The organism is Noviherbaspirillum sp. (assembly GCF_035627455.1).
In the GTDB taxonomy this organism is placed as follows: domain Bacteria; phylum Pseudomonadota; class Gammaproteobacteria; order Burkholderiales; family Burkholderiaceae_D; genus Noviherbaspirillum.
Genome location: NZ_DASPLS010000016.1, coordinates 41179 through 63116 on the forward strand (window position 1 = coordinate 41179; position 21938 = coordinate 63116).

Annotated in this window: 19 protein-coding genes; all 19 read right to left on the minus strand. The window is 62.3% G+C overall.

Annotation, left to right across the window (positions count from 1 at the left end):
* Positions 1–8 precede the first annotated feature (8 nt).
* Positions 9–779: a site-specific DNA-methyltransferase gene (locus VEC01_RS02865; protein ID WP_324898553.1), complete on the minus strand. Its 771-nt coding sequence runs from the start codon at positions 777–779 to the stop codon at positions 9–11.
* 25 nt (positions 780–804) lie between these two features.
* Positions 805–2118, minus strand: a complete 1314-nt coding sequence (gene hisD / locus VEC01_RS02870; protein WP_324898554.1) for a histidinol dehydrogenase — start codon at positions 2116–2118, stop codon at positions 805–807.
* A gap of 4 nt (positions 2119–2122) precedes the next feature.
* Positions 2123–2773 carry an ATP phosphoribosyltransferase gene (hisG, locus tag VEC01_RS02875; protein ID WP_324898709.1) on the minus strand — a complete coding sequence of 217 codons (651 nt, stop codon included), beginning with the start codon at positions 2771–2773 and terminating at the stop codon, positions 2123–2125.
* Positions 2773–4023, minus strand: coding sequence for a UDP-N-acetylglucosamine 1-carboxyvinyltransferase (gene murA, locus VEC01_RS02880; protein WP_324898556.1), 1251 nt, complete (start codon positions 4021–4023; stop codon positions 2773–2775). Before murA ends, hisG begins: the two co-directional genes overlap by 1 nt.
* Positions 4023–4262, minus strand: coding sequence for a BolA family protein (locus VEC01_RS02885; RefSeq protein WP_324898558.1), 240 nt, complete (start codon positions 4260–4262; stop codon positions 4023–4025). Before VEC01_RS02885 ends, murA begins: the two co-directional genes overlap by 1 nt.
* A gap of 291 nt (positions 4263–4553) precedes the next feature.
* The gene (locus tag VEC01_RS02890; RefSeq protein ID WP_324898560.1) at positions 4554–5309 is read right to left on the minus strand and encodes an ABC transporter permease; all 756 of its coding nucleotides are present in this window, start codon (positions 5307–5309) and stop codon (positions 4554–4556) included.
* Complete coding sequence (locus VEC01_RS02895; RefSeq protein WP_324898562.1) at positions 5306–6217, minus strand: ABC transporter ATP-binding protein; 912 nt, start codon at positions 6215–6217, stop codon at positions 5306–5308. Before VEC01_RS02895 ends, VEC01_RS02890 begins: the two co-directional genes overlap by 4 nt.
* A 124-nt stretch (positions 6218–6341) precedes the next feature.
* Positions 6342–6656 carry an STAS domain-containing protein gene (locus tag VEC01_RS02900; protein WP_324898564.1) on the minus strand — a complete coding sequence of 105 codons (315 nt, stop codon included), beginning with the start codon at positions 6654–6656 and terminating at the stop codon, positions 6342–6344.
* Positions 6657–6660: 4 nt separating this feature from the next.
* Positions 6661–7311 carry an ABC transporter substrate-binding protein gene (locus VEC01_RS02905; RefSeq protein ID WP_324898566.1) on the minus strand — a complete coding sequence of 217 codons (651 nt, stop codon included), beginning with the start codon at positions 7309–7311 and terminating at the stop codon, positions 6661–6663.
* Between the two features lie 96 nt (positions 7312–7407).
* Positions 7408–8244, minus strand: coding sequence for a VacJ family lipoprotein (locus VEC01_RS02910; RefSeq protein WP_324898568.1), 837 nt, complete (start codon positions 8242–8244; stop codon positions 7408–7410).
* Positions 8245–8267: 23 nt separating this feature from the next.
* Positions 8268–8741, minus strand: coding sequence for an outer membrane lipid asymmetry maintenance protein MlaD (gene mlaD, locus VEC01_RS02915; protein WP_324898570.1), 474 nt, complete (start codon positions 8739–8741; stop codon positions 8268–8270).
* An 85-nt stretch (positions 8742–8826) separates the two neighbouring features.
* Positions 8827–9603, minus strand: coding sequence for a lipid asymmetry maintenance ABC transporter permease subunit MlaE (gene mlaE / locus VEC01_RS02920; RefSeq protein WP_324898572.1), 777 nt, complete (start codon positions 9601–9603; stop codon positions 8827–8829).
* Positions 9600–10403 (minus strand): ABC transporter ATP-binding protein, encoded by an 804-nt coding sequence (locus VEC01_RS02925; protein WP_324898574.1) that lies wholly within the window; start codon positions 10401–10403, stop codon positions 9600–9602. The genes mlaE and VEC01_RS02925 overlap by 4 nt, the downstream gene beginning before the upstream one ends.
* Before the next feature lie 134 nt (positions 10404–10537).
* On the minus strand, positions 10538–12001 hold the full coding sequence (locus tag VEC01_RS02930) for a glutamate synthase subunit beta (RefSeq protein WP_324898576.1): 1464 nt from the start codon (positions 11999–12001) through the stop codon (positions 10538–10540).
* A 64-nt stretch (positions 12002–12065) separates the two neighbouring features.
* Positions 12066–16745: a glutamate synthase-related protein gene (locus VEC01_RS02935; protein WP_324898578.1), complete on the minus strand. Its 4680-nt coding sequence runs from the start codon at positions 16743–16745 to the stop codon at positions 12066–12068.
* A 179-nt stretch (positions 16746–16924) separates the two neighbouring features.
* The gene (locus VEC01_RS02940; RefSeq protein ID WP_324898580.1) at positions 16925–17644 is read right to left on the minus strand and encodes an REP-associated tyrosine transposase; all 720 of its coding nucleotides are present in this window, start codon (positions 17642–17644) and stop codon (positions 16925–16927) included.
* 84 nt (positions 17645–17728) lie between these two features.
* Positions 17729–18265, minus strand: a complete 537-nt coding sequence (locus VEC01_RS02945; protein WP_324898582.1) for a DUF2726 domain-containing protein — start codon at positions 18263–18265, stop codon at positions 17729–17731.
* A gap of 212 nt (positions 18266–18477) precedes the next feature.
* Positions 18478–19986, minus strand: a complete 1509-nt coding sequence (locus tag VEC01_RS02950) for an HDOD domain-containing protein (protein ID WP_324898584.1) — start codon at positions 19984–19986, stop codon at positions 18478–18480.
* Between the two features lie 13 nt (positions 19987–19999).
* Positions 20000–21721 (minus strand): putative bifunctional diguanylate cyclase/phosphodiesterase, encoded by a 1722-nt coding sequence (locus tag VEC01_RS02955; RefSeq protein WP_324898587.1) that lies wholly within the window; start codon positions 21719–21721, stop codon positions 20000–20002.
* Positions 21722–21938 lie beyond the last annotated feature (217 nt).

A 21938-nucleotide genomic window follows, 5' to 3' on the forward strand; every position in this document is an offset into this window, starting at 1 on the left:
GTGTGCTTTCAGGCAGCAGCTGGCTTGTCGAGCTCGGCCAGACGGTTTTCAATCAACAGGCAATAGTCCGGATTCAGTTCGAAGCCGGTGAAGTTCCTTCCGCAGCGCTTGGCCGCCACCGCGGTGGTGCCGCTGCCCATGAACGGGTCGAGCACTACGCCGCCCGGCGGGCAGGATGCCTTGACCATGCGCTCGACGATTTCGAGCGGCTTCTGGGTCGGATGGTCGGCCCGCTCGCGGTGTTCGCGGTGCAGGCGCGACACGCTCCAGACGTCCTTCGGGTTATAGCCGATCTCCAGCCACTTCGCGCCGACGAAGATCGAGCGGGAGCGCGCCTTCTTGGTCTCGGCATCATACGGGATGCGTACCGCATCCAGGTCGAAATAGTAATCCTTCGCCTTGACGAAAAAGCCGATGGTGTCATGCACCGACGAGAACTTGCGGGTGCTGCCGCCCATCGACGGCACCCGGCGGTCCCAGATGATCTCGTTGACCATCGTCATGCGCTTTTTCAGCATGACGAAGATTTCCGGTGAATAACGCCAGGTCAGGAAAATGTACAGGCTGCCGTTCGGCTTGAGCTTGGGCAGCGCCGCGTCCACCCATTCCTCGGTCCAGCGCAGGTAGGCCTCGGCATCCAGCTTGTCAGAGTCGTTGCCGTAATCCTTGCCGAGCCCGTACGGCGGATCGGCAATCAGCAGATCGATGCTGCCGTCGGGAATGCGGGCAAAGCCGTGCAGCGCATCCTCGCAATGGATGCGGTTGAGCCAGGCATTCACCGCGCCACCCGGGTGACGTCGCCCGTCATTTGAGCCGGTACTCCGCCGAACCGGCATGCGCCTGCAGGCCTTCGCCGTACGCGAGTTCAGCCGCCACCTTGCCGAGGGTGCGGGCACCCGCTTCGCTCACATGGATGATGGAAGTCCGCTTCTGGAAATCGTAGACGCCGAGCGGCGACGAGAAGCGCGCGGTGCGCGAGGTCGGCAGCACATGATTCGGGCCGGCGCAGTAATCGCCCAGCGATTCCGATGAAAAACGACCGAGGAACATCGCGCCCGCATGGCGGATCCGGTCCGCCCACTGCTGCGGGTTTTCCGCGGAGATTTCCAGGTGTTCGGCCGCGATCATGTTCGCGATTTCGCAGGCTTCGTCCATGTCGCGCACTTTCACCAGCGCGCCGCGGTTGGTGAGCGAGGTACGGATCACGTCCTTGCGCGGCATCGCGTCGAGCTGGCGGTTGATGCTGGCCTCGACCTGCGCGATGTAGCCTGCATCCGGACATACCAGGATGGATTGCGCCAGTTCGTCATGCTCGGCTTGCGAGAACAGATCCATCGCCACCCAGTCCGGGTCGGTGCTGCCATCGCAGACAACCAGGATCTCCGACGGGCCGGCGATCATGTCGATGCCGACGATGCCGAACACGCGCCGCTTGGCGGCGGCCACGTACGCGTTGCCCGGGCCGACGATCTTGTCGACCTGCGGGATCGTGGCGGTGCCGAACGCCAGCGCGCCGACCGCTTGCGCGCCGCCGATGGTGAATACGCGGTCGACGCCGGCGATCGCGGCCGCGGCCAGCACCAGTTCGTTCTTCACGCCGGAAGGCGTGGGCACGACCATGATCACTTCCTGCACGCCGGCGACCTTGGCCGGGATCGCGTTCATCAATACCGACGAAGGATAGGCGGCCTTGCCGCCCGGTACGTAGATGCCGACGCGGTCGAGCGGCGTGACCTTCTGGCCGAGCACCGTGCCGTCGTCTTCGGTATAGGTGAAGCCGTCGCCGCCGGTTTCCGCCTTCTGCCGCTCGTGGTACACGCGCACCCGGTCGGCCGCGGTTTGCAGCGCGGCGCGGCGCGGCGCCGGCAGTCCGTCGAGCGCGGCCCGCAACTCCTGCTGGCCGATCTCCAGGCTGGCGACATCGCTCGTGCTCAGCTTGTCGAAGCGGTTGGTGTATTCGATGACGGCGGCGTCGCCGCGCGCCTTCACATCGGCGAGGATCTGCGCGGCGGCGCGGTCGATCGCCTCGTCTTCGCTTGCCTCGAACGCGAGCACGGCGGACAGCTGCGCCTTGAAATCGGGATGGGTGGAATCGAGTGTGCGGATCCGGATGGCCATGGTCTTATTTCGATTGAGAGGCTTTTTCGAACGCTTCCAGGATAGGTTGCAACCGCTCGCGCTTGAGCTTCAGCGCGGCCTGGTTCACCACGATACGCGACGAGATCTCCATGATGTGCTCGACCTCGACCAAGTTGTTGGCGCGCAGCGTGCTGCCGGTGCTGACCAGGTCGACGATCGCATCCGACAGGCCGACCAGGGGGCCGAGCTCCATCGAGCCGTACAGCTTGATCAGGTCGACGTGCACGCCCTTCGCGGCGAAGTGCTCGCGCGCGCATTTGACGTACTTCGTGACCACGCGCAGGCGCGCGCCCTGGCGCACCGCGCTCGCATAGTCGAACCCGGAAGGCACCGCCACCGACAGGCGGCACTTCGCGATGTTCAGGTCGATCGGCTGGTACAGGCCCTCGCCGCCGTGCTCCAGCAGCACATCCTTGCCGGCGACGCCGAAGTCGGCCGCCCCGTATTGCACATACGTCGGCACGTCGGAGGCGCGCACGATGATCACGCGCACAGCCGGGTCATTGGTCGGCAGGATCAGCTTGCGCGACTTTTCCGGGTCCTCGCTGACGGTGATGCCGGCGGCTTGCAGCAGCGGCATGGTTTCTTCGAAGATGCGCCCCTTGGACAGCGCCAGGGTCAGTTGCTGGCTCATCATTTCACCCGCTGGATGTTGGCGCCGACGGCGGAAAGCTTGACTTCCATGCGGTCGTAGCCGCGGTCCAGGTGATAGATGCGGTCAACCAGCGTTTCGCCCTGCGCCGCCAGCCCGGCGATCACCAGCGAGGCGGATGCCCGCAGGTCGGTCGCCATCACCGGCGCGCCGACCAGCTTCTCGACGCCGGTCACCACCGCGGTATGACCGTCGATGTCGATCGCCGCGCCCAGGCGGTTCAGTTCCTGCACGTGCATGAAGCGGTTTTCAAAGATGGTTTCGGTCACGCGGCTGCTGCCGTCGGCGATGCAATTGAGCGCCATGAACTGCGCCTGCATGTCGGTCGGGAAGCCGGGATACTCGGTGGTGCGGAAGCTGACCGCCTTCGGGCGCGCAGCCATCTGCACCCGGATCCAGTCGGGGCCGGAGGTCAGGATTGCGCCCGCTTCGCGCAGCTTGTCGAGCGCCACATCGAGGATGTCGCCGCGGGTGTTCTTCAGCGTGACGTCGCCGCCGGCCGCTGCCACTGCGCACAGGAAGGTGCCGGTTTCGATACGGTCGGGAATCACGGTGTGCGCTGCGCCACCCAGCCTGTTGACGCCCTGGATCACCAGGCGGTCGGTGCCGATGCCGTCGATCTTCGCGCCCATTGCCACCAGCAGGTTCGCGAGATCGGTTACTTCCGGCTCGCGCGCGGCATTTTCCAGGACCGTTTCGCCGTCGGCAAGCACCGCGGCCATCATCAGGTTTTCTGTCCCGGTCACGGTGATCATGTCGGTGACGATGCGCGTGCCCTTCAGCTTCTTCGCCTTCGCATGGATGTAGCCGGCTTCGATCGCGATGTCGGCACCCATTGCCTGCAGGCCCTTGATGTGCTGATCGACCGGACGCGAGCCGATCGCGCAGCCGCCCGGCAGCGACACCTTCGCTTCGCCGAAGCGTGCCAGCAACGGGCCGAGCACGAGGATCGACGCGCGCATGGTCTTGACCAGTTCATACGGCGCTTCTAGCTTTTCGATCGCGCCGCCGTTCAACGCCATGCGGTCGCCATCCTGCTCGACGCGCAGCCCCATCTGCCGCAGCAGCTTGAGCATCGTATTGACGTCCTGCAGGTTCGGCACGTTGGACAGCTGCACCGTATCGGCGGTCAACAGGCCTGCGCACAGGATGGGCAGCGCCGCATTCTTTGCGCCGGAGATCTCGATTTCGCCCGACAGGCGGTTGCCGCCGGCAATAAGCAGTTTGTCCATTATTGTTGCTGGAACTCTTCAGGGGTGAGTGTCTTCATCGACAGTGCGTGGATCTCCTGGCGCATGCGGTCTCCTAGCGCGGCGTAGACCAGCTGGTGGCGCTGGATCGGGCGCTTCCCCGCGAACGCGGATGACACGATGACGGCGCTGAAATGATGGCCGTCGCCTTCGACTTCGAGATGGGTGCAGTCGAGGCCGGCGGCGATGTAGCTTTTGACAAGCTCGGGAGTGGGCAACATGGTTCTTACCTTGAGGATGTTATGAGCTGGATTGGGGGCGTGCAGCCCCGAGAACCGGCCGAATGCCAGGCGCAGCGACGCGACGTGGTGGTTCCACGGCAAGGAGGACTCGGCGTCCCCCCGCAACACCGCAGGCGGCCGGTTCTCGGGGCTGCCCTTCGGGTGCTTGCGAGAAGGGACGCATTGCGTGTTGCGGCGCTTGCACAGGCACCCGGCCTGAGCGGCGCGCCGCGCCTGGCAATGCATCCCTTTTCGCAAGAACGCGACCCCCAATCCAGTTCATATCATCCTCTAGTGGCGCAGTTTGTAGCCGGTCTTCAGCAGTTGAATGGAAAAGCCGGCGAGCAGCAGGAAAAAGATGCTGACGATGGTGAAACTGGTCGACGGACTGACGTCGGACTGGCCGAAAAAGCCGTAACGAAAGCCGTCAATCATATAAAAAAACGGGTTGAAGTGCGACACCGTCTGCCAGAACGGCGGCAGCGAGTGGATTGAATAAAATACCCCGGACAGGAAGGTTGCCGGCATGATCAGGAAGTTCTGGAAGGCCGCGAGCTGGTCGAATTTTTCCGCCCAGATCCCGGCGATCAGGCCCATGGTGCCGAGGATGGCGGCACCCAGCAGGGCAAACACCACAATCCATGCCGGCGCATGGAACGACAGGTCGGCTGCCCAGGAGGTAACGATGAACACCCCGGCACCGACCGCAAGGCCGCGCACCACCGAGGCCAGCACATAGGCGGCGAACAATTCCCAGTGCGACAGCGGCGGCAGCAGCACGAACACCAGGTTGCCGGTGATCTTGGACTGGATCAGCGACGACGAGCTGTTGGCAAAGGCATTCTGCAGCACGCTCATCATCACCAGCCCGGGAATCAGGAAGGCGGTATAGCTGAGCTTGTCATAGACGCGCACATGGTTTTCCAGCACGTGGCCGAAGATCAGCAGATAGAGCATCGCGGTGAGGATGGGCGCGGTGATGGTCTGCATCGCCACCTTCCAGAAGCGCAACACCTCCTTGTAGAGCAGGGTCTGGAAACCGGTCATTTCTCGCCCTCCATGATCTGGATGAACACGTCTTCCAGGTCGGCCTGCTGCAGCTGCATGTCCTCGATCACCGCGCCCGCTTCGCGCAGCTTCGCAAGGATGGGTTCGACTTCGGTGTATTCATTCACGCGCAACGTGTACTTGCCGCCGGCGACAAGTTCGTCCGGATGCGAGACCAGCGGTTTGAGCACGTCCGGCAGACCGCCCCTGGCGAGGCGCACCACCAGCTGCGAACCGGAGATGCGCTTGATCAGCGCCGAGGTGGAATCGAGCGCCACTACCCTGCCCGACTTCAGCATCGCGATGCGGTTGCACAGCGCCTGCGCTTCCTCCAGGTAGTGAGTGGTCAGCACGATGGTGTGGCCTTCGCGGTTCAGGCGCGCGATGAACTTCCACAGCGTCTGGCGCAATTCCACGTCGACGCCCGCGGTCGGCTCATCGAGCACGATCACCGGCGGCTTGTGCACCAGCGCCTGCGCCACCAGCACACGCCGCTTCATGCCGCCGGAAAGCGCACGGGTATTGGTGTCTGCCTTGTTGGTCAGGTCGAGGTTGGCCATCACCTCGTCAATCCACTTGTCGTTGTTCTTCAGCCCGAAGTAGCCGGATTGCATGCGCAGGGTTTCGCGCACGGTGAAGAACGGGTCGAACACCAGTTCCTGGGGCACTACGCCCAGCCGGCGGCGCGCCTCGCGGTAGTCGCGCACCACATCGTAGCCATGGATGGCCACGCTGCCGGCGTCGGCCCGGTTGAGTCCTGCAATGATCGAAATCAGCGTCGTCTTGCCCGCTCCGTTCGGGCCGAGCAAGCCGAAGAACTCGCCCTGTTCGATGGACAGCGACACGCCGCCAAGCGCCTGCAGCGACTTGTAGCGTTTTTCGACGTTGACGATTTGGAGAGCAGCCATGCTGGCTTGGTATTCTTGAACAGATCGGGAGCCGCTCGCGAAAAATCGCGAAAATGCCGGCGGAACCCTTGATTATATGGGATTTCCTGGCTGGAAACCGTACTGGCGGGGCGACGCGGAAGCGTCAATGATGCGGCAGGTCGCTGTGCGCGGCGCCGGATTGGGAGGAAGTGTGAGGCTTTGCCTGTAGCAATCCGGCGACATCGTACAGTTCCACCAGGCTTTGCAGGTTGGCTGGAAGATTGCTGAAGGCAAGCGATTTGCCCTTCGCGCGGGCAGCGCGTTGCCACGCCAGCATGGTGGCGACCGCGGCTGAATCGACCGCGGTGAGGTCGGACAGGTCGATATGGTCCTGCCCTTCCGCGATCGCGCGCAGCCCCGCGTCCAGCACGGCGGCTGCGTTTTGCACGGTGAGCGCCTGTGAGGGGCGATAAACCATGGCGTCAGGATGCCTTCGCCGTGCGGGCGGCGCTGGCGGCGAGCTTCTTGTTCCTGTCTGACAGTGTCTTGATCAGGCCGTCGATCCCGCCCTTGCTGATTTCAGCGGCGAAGTTGCCCTTATAAGTCTCGACGAGCCAGGCGCCCAGCACATTGACGTCATAAATCTTCCAGCCGGTGGGCACCTTCTCGAGGCGGTAGTTCAGCTGGATCGGATCGCCGCCGCGCGGCTGCACAACCTGCGACCGGACTTCGACCTCGGTATCGCTCGGTTCGGCGCGCATCGGCTTGAACTCCAGTTTCTGGTCACGCACCTGGGAGATCGCGCCGGAATAGGTGAAGACCAGCAGCGTGCGGAATTCATTGGTGAGCTGCTTCTGCTGTTCCGGGCTTGCTTCGCGCCAGAAGCGGCCGGCGGCGAGCGCGGTCATGCGCTGGAAGTCCACGTGCGGCAGGATCTTGGCTTCGACCAGCTCGAGCACCTTTTTCTGGTTGCCGCCCTGGATATCCTTGTCGGACTTGGCCGCGTCCAGCACTTCCTGGCTGATGCGCTTGACCAGCGCGTCCGGCGCTTCCTGTGCCAGCGCGGCCGGCGCGAATGCCAACCCGGTGACCGCAAAGCCGGCGATTGCAAACAGTTTCTTGAATACGTTCATGATTCCTTGAGAAAAAAAAGGGGAACAGCAGCGCTGTCCATGTGACTCGATCCGTCTGGGGATCGCATTTTCACAAAGCGTCGCAACCTGACCGGATTATTGTTTTACTTCCTTTGCAACCCCGCCCGCGTCTGCGCCGGAGCCGGCGCCTTGTTCCACTTTGACAACCGGCTTGGGATCGGGTTCCGCTGAAGTTGCTTTTTGTTCACCCTTCACCGGCGACTGTTCCGCCACACCTGATTCGTCCATGCTGCTGGGGCCGATATCAAACTCGTACGACGTTTCCGGCGGATCGCCATCGTACACTTTGCTCTGTCGACGCTGCAAGTAGCCATCGCGCACGAATTGATAGCGATCCAGTGCCGCTTCCTCGACCAGATTAGATGCGTCCAGCACGATGGCCCGCTGGTCAATTACCCGTACTGCGGCACCGAAGTTGCGCACTCGCACCGGATATGCGTTGTACCACAAGTCGCCCTGGGCATCGACCGGAATCGCGACTACGTCGCGCAGCGTGGACGAGCCGAGGATCGGCAGCACGATGTAGGGCCCCGGTTTGACGCCCCATTTCCCGAGCGTCTGGCCGAAATCCTCCCTGTGCTTGGGCAGCCCGGCTTCCGTGCCGATGTCCAGCAGCCCGCCCAGGCCGAAGGTTGAGTTGAAGGTGAAGCGCATCACATCGGACATCCCGTCGGCCAACTTGCCCTGCAAGAGATTGTTCACGGCAGTCCAGCCGTCTTCCAGGTTGCCGAAGAAATTGCCGACGCCGATCTGCACGAAAGTCGGCAGCGTGCTGTACACCTCCGCGGCCGGCTTTACAGCGGCTTGGTCGACCGCGTCGTTAAAGCGGAACATCGCGCGGTTGAATTGCTCGAAGGGATCCCTCGGATTGGTCGATGCGCAACCGGCAAGCGTGACTGCCGCGGCAAGCATCAGGATTCGTAGCGCAGAACCCATTATTTTTCGCTTTCCTTTCCTTCAGCCGCCTTGCTGTATAAGAACTGGCTGATCAGGCTTTCCAGCACCACCGCCGACTGTGTCATTTTGATGCGATCGCCGGCCACCAGGTTATTCGTATCGCCTCCCGCTTCCAGCCCGATGTACTGCTCGCCAAGCAGGCCGGAAGTGAGGATCTTGGCCGAGGTGTCTTTCGGAAACTTGTAGCTGCTTTCGATTTCCAGTGTGACCACTGCCTGATAGCTCTTGTCATCGAATCGGATGTCTCCGACCCTGCCCACCACCACGCCCGCGCTCTTGACCGGCGCGCGCGGTTTCAGTCCGCCGATATTGTCGAACTTGGTGACAACCGGATAGGTTTTCTCGAACGAGAGCGCACTCATGTTCCCTGCCTTCATCGCCAGGAAGAACAGGGCCGCCGCGCCCAGCAGCACGAACAGGCCAACCCACAGATCCAGAGACTTTCTTTGCATGACCATTACCCTAAATATAGGATGCGGTGCCGGCAAATGGCACCGAATATGACAAAAACCTTGTTGCGCGAGTTGCCGCGCCGCGTCAGTCGAACATCAGCGCGGTGAGCAGGAAATCCAGCCACAGTACGGTAAGCGATGCGATCACCACGGTACGCGTGGTCGCCCTTGCAACGCCCTCCGGCGTGGGCTGCGCTTCATAGCCCTGGAACAAGGCGGTGAACGTGACGGCAAACCCGAACACCACGCTCTTGATGACGCCGTTGGCGATATCCTTCCACACATCGACGCCGGCCTGCATCTGCGACCAGAATGCACCCTCGTCCACGCCGATCATCAGCACGCCGACGATGTAGCCGCCGACCACGCCGACGGCGCTGAAGATCGCCGCCAGCAACGGCATTGCGATCACGCCGGCCCAGAAACGGGGCGCAACCACGCGTTGCAGCGGGTTGACCGCCATCATTTCCATTGCCGCCAGTTGCTCGCCTGCTTTCATCAGGCCGATCTCGGCAGTCAGCGAGGTCCCGGCCCGGCCCGCAAACAGCAGGGCCGTCACCACCGGCCCGAGCTCTCGCGTCAGTGACAGCGCCACCAGCAGGCCGAGCGCCTCTTCCGAACCGTAACGGTTGAGCGTGTAGTACCCCTGGAGCCCGAGCACGAAACCGACAAACAGCCCCGACACGCCAATGATCACCAGCGAATAATTGCCGATGAAATGCACCTGGTCGGTCACCAGGCGCGGACGTCGCAGCAGGCCGGGCGTCGTCGCCAGCAAGGCCAGGAAGGTGCGCGTGGCGAACCCGGCATTGGTTACCGACTCGCGTACCCAGCGCCCGAGCGCGGAAATCGGCCCCATCATTGCGGCACTCCGCGCATCAGATCGTCGGCAAGCGCTCTGCCCGGATAATGGAAAGGCACAGGCCCGTCTGCTTCCGCATGGACGAACTGCTTGACGTATGGATCCTCGGACGCCCGCATCTGTTGCGGCGTGCCGTGCGCGACAATCCTTCCTTGCGACAGGAAATACACATAGTCGGCGATCAGGAAGGTCTCGTGCACGTCATGCGACACCACGATCGAGGTCGAGCCGAGCGCATCGTTCAGGCGCCGGATCAGGTTGGCGGCCACGCCCATCGAGATCGGATCCAGCCCGGCGAACGGTTCGTCGTACATGATGAGCTGCGGATCGAGCGCGATGGCCCTTGCCAGAGCGACGCGCCGCGCCATGCCGCCGGAGATTTCCGCCGGTTTCAGGTGCGCGGCATTGCGCAGGCCGACCGCATGCAGCTTCAGCAGGACCAGGTCGCGGATCAGTTCTTCGGGCAGGCGGGTGTGTTCGCGCAGCGGAAACGCCACATTTTCGAACACTGTCAGGTCGGTAAACAACGCGCCATGCTGAAACAGCATGCCCATCTTGCGCCGCATGTCGTACATCAACGCGGAGTCGCGGGCGTTGACGATGCGCCCGTCAAAACGCACCGTGCCCTTTTGTGCGGTGATCTGGCCGCCGATCAACCGCAGGATCGTGGTCTTCCCCGACCCCGATCCGCCCATGACCGCGACGACTTTCCCGCGCGGGAATTCCATCTCGAGTCCTGCCAGGATCGGGCGCGCTCCATAGGAAAAGTGCAGGTCGCTGATGTCGACGAGGTTTGGCACGGGAAAATATATATGACTCAAAGGTCAGATTTTAGCGCAGAAACAGTAACTCTACCGCAGTGCGCAAAAATGTTTGCAAAAAATAAAAAACCCGCCGGACCTTGCGAACCGGCGGGCCTTTCGATAACAGTCTGTCAGCGCGGCAGAACGGTGGATCCCATCAGGTATTCGTCGACGGCGCGCGCGCACTGGCGGCCTTCGCGGATTGCCCATACTACCAGCGACTGGCCGCGGCGCATGTCGCCTGCCGCAAACACCTTGTCGACGGAAGTCTTGTAGCAGCCTTCGCCATCGGTGCTCGCCTTGGCATTGCCGCGCACATCCTTTTCGACGCCGAACGCATCCAGCACCTGCTGCACCGGCGACACGAAGCCCATTGCCAGCAGCACCAGGTCTGCCTTCAGCTCGAATTCGGAATTCGGCACCTCGACCATCTTGCCATCCTTCCATTCGACACGGGCCGCAATCAGCTTCTCGACCTTGCCGTTCTTGCCTTCCAGGCGCTTGGTCGCGACCGCCCAGTCGCGCTCGCAGCCTTCCTCATGGGACGAGGAGGTGCGCAGCTTGGTCGGCCAGTACGGCCACACCAGCGGCTTGTTTTCCTGCTCGGGCGGCATCGGCAGCAGCTCGAACTGGATAACCGATGCGGCACCGTGACGGTTGGAGGTACCGACGCAGTCGGAACCGGTATCGCCGCCGCCGATCACGACCACGTGCTTGCCGGTAGCCATGATCTGGTCCTTTACCTTGTCGCCGGCGTTGACCTTGTTTTGCAGCGGCAGGAATTCCATTGCGAAATGCACGCCCTTCAGTTCCCGGCCCGGGACCGGCAGGTCACGCGGCTGCTCCGCGCCACCAGTGATCACGACCGCATCGAAATCCTTCTTCAGCTGGTCGGGGGAGATGGTTTCCTTGGCCCAGTTGTACACATTCGGGGGGAAGTCCTTGCCAACGAACACGCCGGTGCGGAAGGTGACGCCTTCTGCCTTCATCTGCTCGACGCGGCGGTCGATGTGCGACTTCTCCATCTTGAAGTCCGGGATGCCGTAGCGCAGCAGGCCGCCGACGCGGTCATTCTTCTCGAACACCGTCACGTCGTGACCGGCGCGTGCCAGCTGTTGCGCCGCCGCCATGCCGGCGGGACCGGAGCCGACGACCGCGACCTTCTTGCCGGTCTTGACGGTCTGCACCTGCGGCACGACCCAGCCGTTTTCCCAGCCCTTGTCGATGATGAAGTGCTCGATCGACTTGATGCCGACCGGGTCGCTGTTGATGCCGAGCGTGCATGCGGCCTCGCACGGAGCCGGGCAGATGCGGCCGGTGAATTCCGGGAAGTTGTTGGTGGAGTGGAGGACATCCAGCGCTTCCCTGTAGGCACCGCGATAGACCAGGTCGTTCCAGTCCGGAATGATGTTGTTGACCGGGCAGCCGTTATTGCAGAACGGGATGCCGCAGTCCATGCAGCGCGCGCCCTGGACCTTGGCGTCGGCGTCGGACAGGTGGACGACGAATTCCTTGTAATGCTTCTTGCGCAGCTGGGGTGCTTCGCTCGCCTCCTGCAGGCGCTGATATTCCAGAAAACCGGTTACTTTTCCCATGATGTTCCTTCAGTATTTTTTTCGTCTCCCTCCCCCTGCAGGGGAGGGATTCGGTAGCGAATGATTACGCTGCGACCTTTTCCGTAGACTGCTTCGCCGCATTCAGCTCACCCAGTGCCCGCTTGTACTCGGTCGGGAATACCTTCACGAACTTGCCGCGGGCATTCGCCCAGTCGTCCAGCAGGTTGCGCGCGCGGGTGCTGCCGGTGTACTTGAAGTGCCGCTCGATCAAACCCTTCAGGATCGCTTCGTCAGTCTGCCCTTCGCCGTCCCGGGTGGTGGCATGCCAGATGGCCCGATCGACCTTCGCCTCCTGGTCTGCACTGGACAGCACCGGCTCGAGTGCGACCATCGCCATGTTGCACTTCTTCTCGAAGTCGCCATCCGGGTCGTACACGTAGGCGATGCCGCCCGACATGCCTGCCGCAAAGTTGCGGCCGGTGGCGCCGAGAACGACCACGGTGCCGCCGGTCATGTATTCGCAGCCGTGGTCGCCGGTGCCTTCGACGACCGTGATCGCACCGGAATTGCGCACTGCGAAGCGTTCGCCGGCGACACCATTGAAGAAGGCTTCGCCGGAGATCGCACCGTACAGAACGGTGTTGCCGATGATGATGTTGTCGACTGCCCAGCCGCGGAACTCGGTATTCGGGCGCACGATGATGCGGCCGCCCGACAGGCCCTTGCCGACGTAGTCGTTGCCCTCGCCCACCAGGTCCAGCGTGACGCCATGTGCCAGGAAGGCGCCGGCCGACTGGCCTGCGGTGCCTTGCAGCTGGATGTGAATGGTGTCATCCGGCAGGCCTTCGTGGCCGTATTTCTTCGCGACTTCGCCCGACAGCATGGTGCCGACGGTGCGGTTGAGGTTCTTGACCGGGGAGATGAAGGAAACCTTCTCACCCTTTTCCAATGCTGCCTTCGCCTGCGCGATCAGCTTGTGGTCCAGTGCCTTCTCGAGGCCGTGGTCCTGCTCTTCGACCTGGAAACGCGGCTCGGAAGCCGGGACTTCGGGCTGGTAGAAGATCTTCGTGAAGTCGAGGCCCTTTGCCTTCCAGTGCGTGATCGCCTTGGACTTGTCGAGCAGGTCGGAACGGCCGATCAGTTCGTTGAAGGTGCGGATGCCGAGTTGCGCCATGATCTGACGGACTTCTTCAGCGACGAAGAAGAAGTAGTTTACAACGTGCTCCGGCTTGCCCTGGAACTTCGCACGCAGCACGGGATCCTGGGTCGCAACGCCGACCGGACAGGTGTTCAGGTGGCACTTGCGCATCATGATGCAGCCCTCGACCACCAGCGGCGCGGTAGCGAAGCCGAATTCATCCGCACCCAGCAGCGCGCCGATGACGACGTCGCGGCCGGTCTTGATCTGGCCATCGGTCTGCACGCGGATGCGGCTGCGCAGGCGGTTCAGCACCAGCGTCTGCTGGGTTTCGGCCAGGCCGAGTTCCCACGGCGAACCGGCGTGCTTGATCGAGGACAGCGGCGATGCGCCCGTGCCGCCATCGTGGCCGGCGATCACCACGTGATCGGCCTTGGCCTTGGCAACGCCTGCGGCAACCGTGCCGACGCCGACTTCGGATACCAGCTTGACCGAGATCGAGGCCTTCGGATTGGCATTCTTCAGGTCATGGATCAGCTGCGCCAGGTCTTCGATCGAGTAGATGTCATGATGCGGCGGCGGCGAGATCAGGCCCACGCCCGGCACCGAGAAGCGCAGCTTCGCGATGTATTCGGACACCTTGTGGCCCGGCAGCTGGCCCCCTTCGCCCGGCTTGGCGCCCTGCGCCATCTTGATCTGGATCTGGTCGGCCGACGTCAGGTACTCGGCGGTGACGCCGAAGCGGCCCGAGGCAACCTGCTTGATCTTGGAGCGCAGCGAATCGCCTGCCTGCAGCGGCAGGTCGACCTCGACGCGGTCCTTGCCGATCACCGACGCGAGCGATTCGCCCTTCTTGATCGGGATGCCCTTCAGTTCCTGGCGATAGCGGTTCTCGTCCTCGCCGCCTTCGCCGGTGTTGGACTTGCCGCCGATGCGGTTCATCGCGATCGCCAGGGTGGCGTGCGCTTCGGTCGAGATCGAGCCGAGCGACATCGCGCCGGTGGCGAAGCGCTTGACGATTTCCTTCGCCGGTTCGACTTCGTCGATCGGGATCGCCTTCGACGGATCGAGCTTGAACTCGAACAGGCCGCGCAGCGTCATGTGGCGCTTGGACTGGTCGTTGATGATCTGCGCGTACTCTTTGTATGTGTTGAAGTTGTTCGAACGGGTTGAATGCTGCAGCTTGGCGATCGCATCCGGTGTCCACATGTGGTCTTCGCCGCGGACACGGAAGGCATACTCGCCGCCGGCGTCCAGCGCGTTGGCCAGGAGCGGGTCGTTGCTGAACGCGAGCTTGTGCAGGCGCAGTGCTTCTTCGGCGATCTCGAACACGCCGATGCCTTCGACGTTGGACGCGGTGCCCTTGAAGTACTTGTCGACCAGCGCCTTGTTCAGGCCGATGGCTTCGAAGATCTGCGCGCCGCAGTAGGACATGTAGGTCGAAATGCCCATCTTGGACATGACCTTCATCAGGCCCTTGCCGATCGCCTTCTGGAAGTTGTAGATCGCCTTTTCAGCGGACAAGTCGCCTGGCAGGCCCTTGGCCAGTTCGACCAGCGTATCCATGGCGAGGTACGGGTGGACAGCTTCCGCTCCGTAGCCGGCGAGCAGCGCGAAATGGTGCGTTTCGCGTGCGGATCCGGTTTCGACCACCAGGCCGGTCGAGGTGCGCAGGCCCTTGCTCACGAGGTGCAGGTGGATGGCGGAGGTCGCCAGCAGTGCCGGGATCGCGACCTGGTCGGCGTCGAACTTGCGGTCGGAGACGACAAGGATGTTGTGACCGGACTTGACCGCGTCGACCGCCTTCGCGCACAGCGAGGCGAGGCGTGCCTCGATGCCTTCCTTGCCCCAAGCGACCGGGTAGCAGATGTTCAGTTCGTAGGCCTTGAACTTTCCGCCGGTGTGCTTGCTGATGTTGCGCAGCTTAGCCATGTCGGCGTAGTCAAGCACCGGCTGCGATACTTCGAGGCGCATCGGCGGGTTGATGTTGTTGGTGTCCAGCAGGTTCGGACGCGGGCCGATGAAGGACACCAAGGACATGACCATTGCTTCGCGGATCGGATCGATCGGCGGATTGGTCACCTGGGCGAACAGCTGCTTGAAGTAGTTGTACAGCGGCTTGTTCTTGTTTGACATGACGGCCAGCGGCGAGTCATTGCCCATGGAGCCAACTGCCTCTTCGCCACTGGCTGCCATCGGCGCCATCAGGAACTTGATGTCTTCCTGGGTATAGCCGAACACTTGCTGGCGATCCAGCAGAGGCAGCGAGGACTTCGGCTCTTCCGGTTCCTTTTCCAGCTCGTCGAGCTTGATGCGGACGGAATCGATCCACTGCTTGTACGGCTTGGCATTGGCGTAGGTATCCTTCAGCTCCTTGTCGTCGATGATGCGGCCGGCGTCGAGGTCGATCAGGAACATCTTGCCCGGCTGCAGGCGCCACTTCTTGATGATCTTGGATTCGGGGATCGGCAGCACGCCGGATTCCGATGCCATCACGACGAGGTCGTCGTCGGTCACGATGTAGCGCGCCGGGCGCAGGCCGTTGCGGTCGAGCGTGCCGCCGATATGGCGACCATCGGTGAAGGCCATCGCGGCCGGACCATCCCACGGCTCCATCATCGCGGCATGGTATTCATAAAAGGCGCGGCGGTTGTCGTCCATCAGCGTATGGTTTTCCCACGCTTCCGGAATCATCATCATCATCGCCTGCGCGACCGGGTAGCCGGCCATTACCAGCAGTTCGAGCGCGTTGTCGAAGCATGCGGTATCGGACTGGCCTTCATAAATCAGCGGGAACAGCTTCTTCAGATCGTCGCCCAGCACGGCGGATTTCATCACGCCCTCGCGCGCGCGCATCCAGTTGAAGTTGCCCTTGACGGTGTTGATTTCGCCGTTGTGCGCGATCAGGCGGTACGGGTGGGCCAACGGCCATTCCGGGAAGGTGTTGGTGGAGAAGCGCTGATGCACGAGCGCGAGCGCGGAGACGCAACGCGGGTCCTGCAGATCCTTGTAATAGACGCCGACCTGGTCGGCCAGCAGCAGACCCTTGTAGACCACGGTGCGGGCCGACATCGACGGCACGAAGAATTCCTTGCCGTGGAGCAGGTTCAGCGCCTGGATTGCGTGGCCGGACGACTTGCGGATCACGTACAGCTTGCGCTCGAGCGCGTCAGTCACCATGATGTCCGGACCGCGGCCGATGAAAATCTGGCGGATTACCGGCTCCTTGGCGCGCACCGTGGGAGACATCGGCATGTCGAGGTCGACCGGCACGTCGCGCCAGCCGAGCACCACCTGGCCTTCCGCCAGCACTGCGCGCTCAATTTCTTGCTCACACGCAATACGAGACGCATTTTCCTTCGGCAGGAAGACCATGCCGACACCGTACTCTCCGGGCGGCGGCAGCATCACGCCCTGCTTCGCCATTTCTTCACGATAGTACTGGTCCGGGATCTGGATCAGGATACCGGCACCATCACCCATCAGCTTGTCGGCGCCGACAGCACCCCGGTGGTCGAGGTTCTTGAGGATCAGCAAGCCCTGTTCAACGATGGAGTGGCTTTTCTTGCCTTTGATGTGGGCGATGAAACCGACGCCGCAGGCGTCGTGTTCGTTGGTCGGATCGTAAAGACCTTGCGCGTGCATATGCATTCTCCGCTACTTGGGAATATCGAGCTTGAAGGATAGTGCAGTGCAAAAAATTGTTCAATAAAAATAAAAAGGGTCAGAGTGAAATTAAAGATTGCCGAAACCCCTGGCTATCTTAAATGGGGACAGAGTCAAAAGCGGCATGAAAAAAGGCTTTTCGACGAAAGCCTGTATTTTCAGGACGACGTGGAGGATCGTTCGCTTTCGGCAGTCCGCTTCGGTGGACGCCCCCTTCTGGCCGGTTCGACCCGGCGGTTGGACAGCTTCGCCAGACGTGCCTTGAACTGCTCGGACCCGAGGGGCCACCCCTTCAGCGTGGCCTCGGTGAGTGCCTGCACCTCGCGTTCACCCAGCTCCTGGTCGAGCACTGCCCGGTAGGAAGCTTCACGATCGAATGGCGTATTTCCGAGCGCCCAGAATACCGAATGGTCGGTAATTACCGCATCATGTTTTATCCCCAGATGATGGCCGATGCTTGACCAGGGGTACTCTTCGGGCAATGCAACGAGGCCGGCGCGCACCGGATTGGTTTCAATGTAGCGGCTGCACATCAGGAAATACCGGTCCGACTCGATCACCGTCGCCTTGTACCGTCCCTGCCACAAAGTCCCTGTCCGCTGGTATTTTCCATTGAAATACGGAACATACTGGCGCCCCATCCATTGCATCATCTGCCCCAATCCGCCCGCCTCTGCCGGCGACGCGAGCAGGTGGATATGGTCGGGCATCAGCACATAGGCATGGATTGCGACCCTGGACTGCTTCGCTGCCTGACGCAACCAGACGAGAAAGGCCGCATGATCGTCCGCATCGCGAAAGATGGTTTGCCGGTCATTGCCGGTCTGGATGATGTGATGCGGCTGATTGGGGACGACGAGTCGGGGAAGTCTGGCCATGATGAAATCGGTGTGAGCGGCCCGCCTGTGCCGACCGCAATGCCGATTTTATCCTGTGCCGGGGTTAAATTCCGTCCGCGCGCCTCAGATATGGACAATCGTGTCGCGCCACGGTGTTTTCCGGAACTCAAGCACCCGGCCTCGCTCTTCAGTCTTGGCTTCCGACTGCCGGCCTTGCCGTGAGCGGTGGAAAATACTGCTGCGGATTTTCGCTTCCGATGGCAGGCGCTTCGGGTCGAATCGAACCGTACGGATGCCGGCGCTGGCTAATGCGGCATCGAGTTCGGCATCCCCGCGACTGCCGCGCCGGTACACGAGCCGAACGACCGCGAGCAGCCGCATCTCGTCGTCAAATACGGCATGGCCGACGCGTCGCGCATTCATCAGGTCGACCGCCGCCTTACGCATCTTTCCCACCCCCGTTGGCTCGATCAGCGCCGCGACGCCGACCTGCGGGCAGATATGGCATTCGGGCAGCGCCTCGCGCAACCGGAAGAAGAGGTCGCGGTCACTGCCGGCGAGGACCGGCTTCGCGCGATAGCGAACCGGGCCAGGACGCGAGCGCAGGAACCACCCGATCAAACCGCCGAACACGATGGTCACGAATACGAGCATTTCCATATCTATCCCGTCGTTAAAAGATCAACGCTTTTACCATTTTGATAACACGCATCGCTACTTCGCCGAGACCATAACGCGGAATCGTGGACAGAATGTTAAGAAAAATCAAATTCCGGAAGGAATATCGCGCATTGCCGGATGGGTATGCGATCCATTGAAGCGCGTCCGGAGCCGGTAGCGGCTGCCTGCTGCGATGCGCGAGGAAAAGGAGGTCAGAACAATTTGCGCATCCACGCCGGCTCCGTATGCCGGCGCTGCTCGATGGCATTGACAACCAGGAGCCGAATCTCGTTAAGCGGCCCGATCTCGGGCTGTTCAATCCGCGCCAGCGGCGCCGACCTGTCCCAGTCGCCATAGATGAAGCCGACCGGATTGCGATTGATCGAGAGCGGCAGCACCATGAAGCTGCGCGAGGTCGGCAACGCCTCTTTCCACCAGCGCGGCAACTTGCTGGAGAACGCCGGGTCCCCCGCGTTCTCCACAAAGATCATCTTGTCATTGGCCAGCGACGCATGGAACACATCGGGCTGATACGCATCGCCGAACACCAGCCGCGGAAGCAGGTCCTGCACGCCCTCCCCCAGGCTCATCTGGGCCGCGTAGCGCGATTGCTCCTGGTCGCGCAGGAAAGCGATGACGCGGCTGAATCCCAGCCCCTGGAAGATGGTCTCCAGCCCCATCGACAGTATCTGGGCCAGGCTTGCACTTTGCAACGCGTCGCGCATGTCCACCGCTCCGCGCGCGAGAATACCCGCCGCATCGCCAGGTTTCCCGGCTGTTGGCGCGGGCGACCGTACCGCGTCGCTGGCGCGGCGCGCCGGCCGCACCGTCACGGCATCCTCATCTGTCGCCGTCTGCCGCGCCACCTCGACCGATCCCATGATTTGCGAAGGCTCCAGCCCGAGCATGTCCGCATAGCCGTTAGCCAGCGTGGCCAGCATGGCGCGCCCCTTCTCGTCATCCGCGCACACCGCATCGGCGCAACGCGATGACAGGGTTGATATCGCCGCCAGCCAGTCCATGTGGTCAAGCGGCTCGCCGACCGGCCGCGGCGGCACCTCACGCATGGTATCGACCAGCGTGGCCGGCAAGCCCCATTGACGGGCAACCAGGCGGCCGACATCGTCGAGGCTCAATCCGAGGATTTCGTTTGCGGCCTGGTTTTCGGACACCCCTGACGCCACGCGGTAAGCCTCCGCCTCGCTCCAGAGCTCAGGCAGGTAGAAACTCGCCATCATGCGGCCGAGCGAATGCAGCATCGAGCAGACCACCGCCTCTTCGGCGTCGCGGGTGGTCGCGGTGGAGGCCACCTGCCGCGCAATATGCCCGGCCATGACCGCCTTTTCCAGTTCGATACGGGCGCCAGCGGACTCTGACGAGGCCGAGGACAAGCCGTCCACCAGCTTCAGGCCGAGCGCGAGGTGGCCGATCGTCTCGGTGCCAAGCACCAGCACCGCCTTGGATACGGTGTTGATGCCCTGGCCGAAAACCGAATACATCGCGCTGTTAGCCAGGCGCAGCACCTTTTGCGTGAGCGCCGGGTCCTGCAGCACGGTCCTGGTCATGTTGAACTCGTGGTCATCGTCGCCGCGCATGGCGCCGATGATCGCGGAGACGACTTTTGAAAAACCGGGCAGGTCGCCGCGCTGGCGCACCCGGGACCACAGTAGTTCCATGGTCCTGTCGGCATCGGCGCGCGGCAAAGGGAAAGTCGTCGTCATGAGGCCGTCTCCGCTATTGCACCAATGCCGGCTGCGCTTCCACCGCGCGGCTGCCCGCAAGCAGCTGGATCGCATGTTCCGGCAGCAGCGGCCGTCCGGTGAAGTAGCCCTGGATCATGCCGCAGCCGTGCGCCGCGAGGAAATCGAGCTGCGCCGCATTTTCCACGCCTTCGGCGACTGTCGTCAGGTTCAGGTGGCTGGCCAGACTCAGCACCACGTTGCAGATGGCGACATCCTTGACCGATGCCGGCAAGTCCTTGATGAAGGCGCGGTCAATCTTGAGCGTGGCGATCGGGAAGCGCTTCAGATAGGCCAGCGAGGAATAGCCGGTACCGAAGTCATCAATCGCGATGCGCACATTGCGCGCGGCGATTTCCGTCAGCAGCGCTTCGGCATGCTCGGGGTCGGACATCAGGATGCCTTCCGTGATTTCCAGCAGCAGCTGATGGCCATTCAGGCCGGACAGCGCCATTGCCTCATCCATGATGTCGAGAAACTGGTCGTTCCGGAACTGGCGGGGACTGACGTTGACCGAAACATAGAGCGGGCGCCCGGCCGCCTCCTCGAAACGCTTGATCTGCATGCAGGCGGACTTCAGCGCCCAGGCGCCGAGCAGGTTGATCAGCCCGTTGTTTTCAGCCATCGGAATGAACTGCGCGGGCGATACCATTCCCAGCCCCGGGCGTTGCCAGCGCATCAGCGCTTCAAAACCGACGATCTGGCGGCTGCGCGCGTCGACGATGGGCTGGTAGTGCAAAAGAAACTCGCCATCGCGCACCGCCTGGAACATGGCCGCTTCCATCGATACGTCGTGTTCCGCATGGGTGAACTTGTGTTGGTTGTAGATGACGCAGCGTGCCTTGCCGGTTTCCTTCGCGCGGTACATCGCGGTATCGGCATGGGCGAGCAGTTTGACTTCGCTGTCGCCATGCTCGGGAAAGACCGCCGCGCCGATCGAGGTGCCGACATACAGCGTGTGTCCCTGGATTTCAAATGGAAGCTGCATCGCGGAGATCATGCGGCGCGCGATGATCTGGATCTCCGCTTCTGCCACCGCACCGGGCAGGACGGCGACGAATTCGTCCCCGCCGACGCGCGCAATGGTGTCGACGTCGCGCAGCGTCGCGGCGAGCCGGGCAGCGGCGATATGCAGCAAGGCGTCGCCGATCGGGTGTCCGAGGGCGTCGTTGACCTTCTTGAAACCGTCCAAGTCGAGCGCCAGCACTGCGAATCCGCGACCGATGCGCCGCGCATGCGCAATCGCCATGCGGATGCGGTCGGACAGCAGCGAGCGGTTCGGCAATCCGGTCAGCGCATCGTGGGTTGCCATGTGCCGCAGACGTTCCTCGGTGGCCTGCTGGGCCGAAATGTCGCGCCCGACGGCAAGCAGCTCGGTGTCGCCGTCTTCGGCCGGATAGGCAGAAATCTGCAACTCAACCCACAGCAAAGCGCCGCGTTGCTTGAACCGCACATTGGTCTTGCCCGGCTGCTCGGATTGCCTGGCATGGGATATCGCGAGCGCGATCGCCTGCTGATCGGCCGGGTCGACGAATGCTGCCAGCGGCGAACCGTCCAGCGCGGCGTCCGGCCCGATCAGGTCGGCCGCGCGCCGGCTTGCATACAGGATGGTTCCCTCACCGTTCAGGCGAAACACCACATCGCCGGCCGCCTCCATAAGGCTTTCCACCTGAGCCTTGGCTAAGGTGTCGTGCCGGTCGCGACGTAGGGAAAACATGAATGCAAGCTTGTATCGTATAGAGCAGTCCCGGCCACGCCGAAGTCTTTCTGGTGAAAAAACGCCGGGTGGTCGCAGAAGTTGCAGATTTGATTCATCTTAACAAATTGTGCCAGGGAAATTAATCTCGGCAACAAGAAAGTTGATGAAAAAAATGCAGAAAAAGTAACAAATATATGATTTTGCAATAAAAAAACCCCGCGTGCGCGGGGTTTTT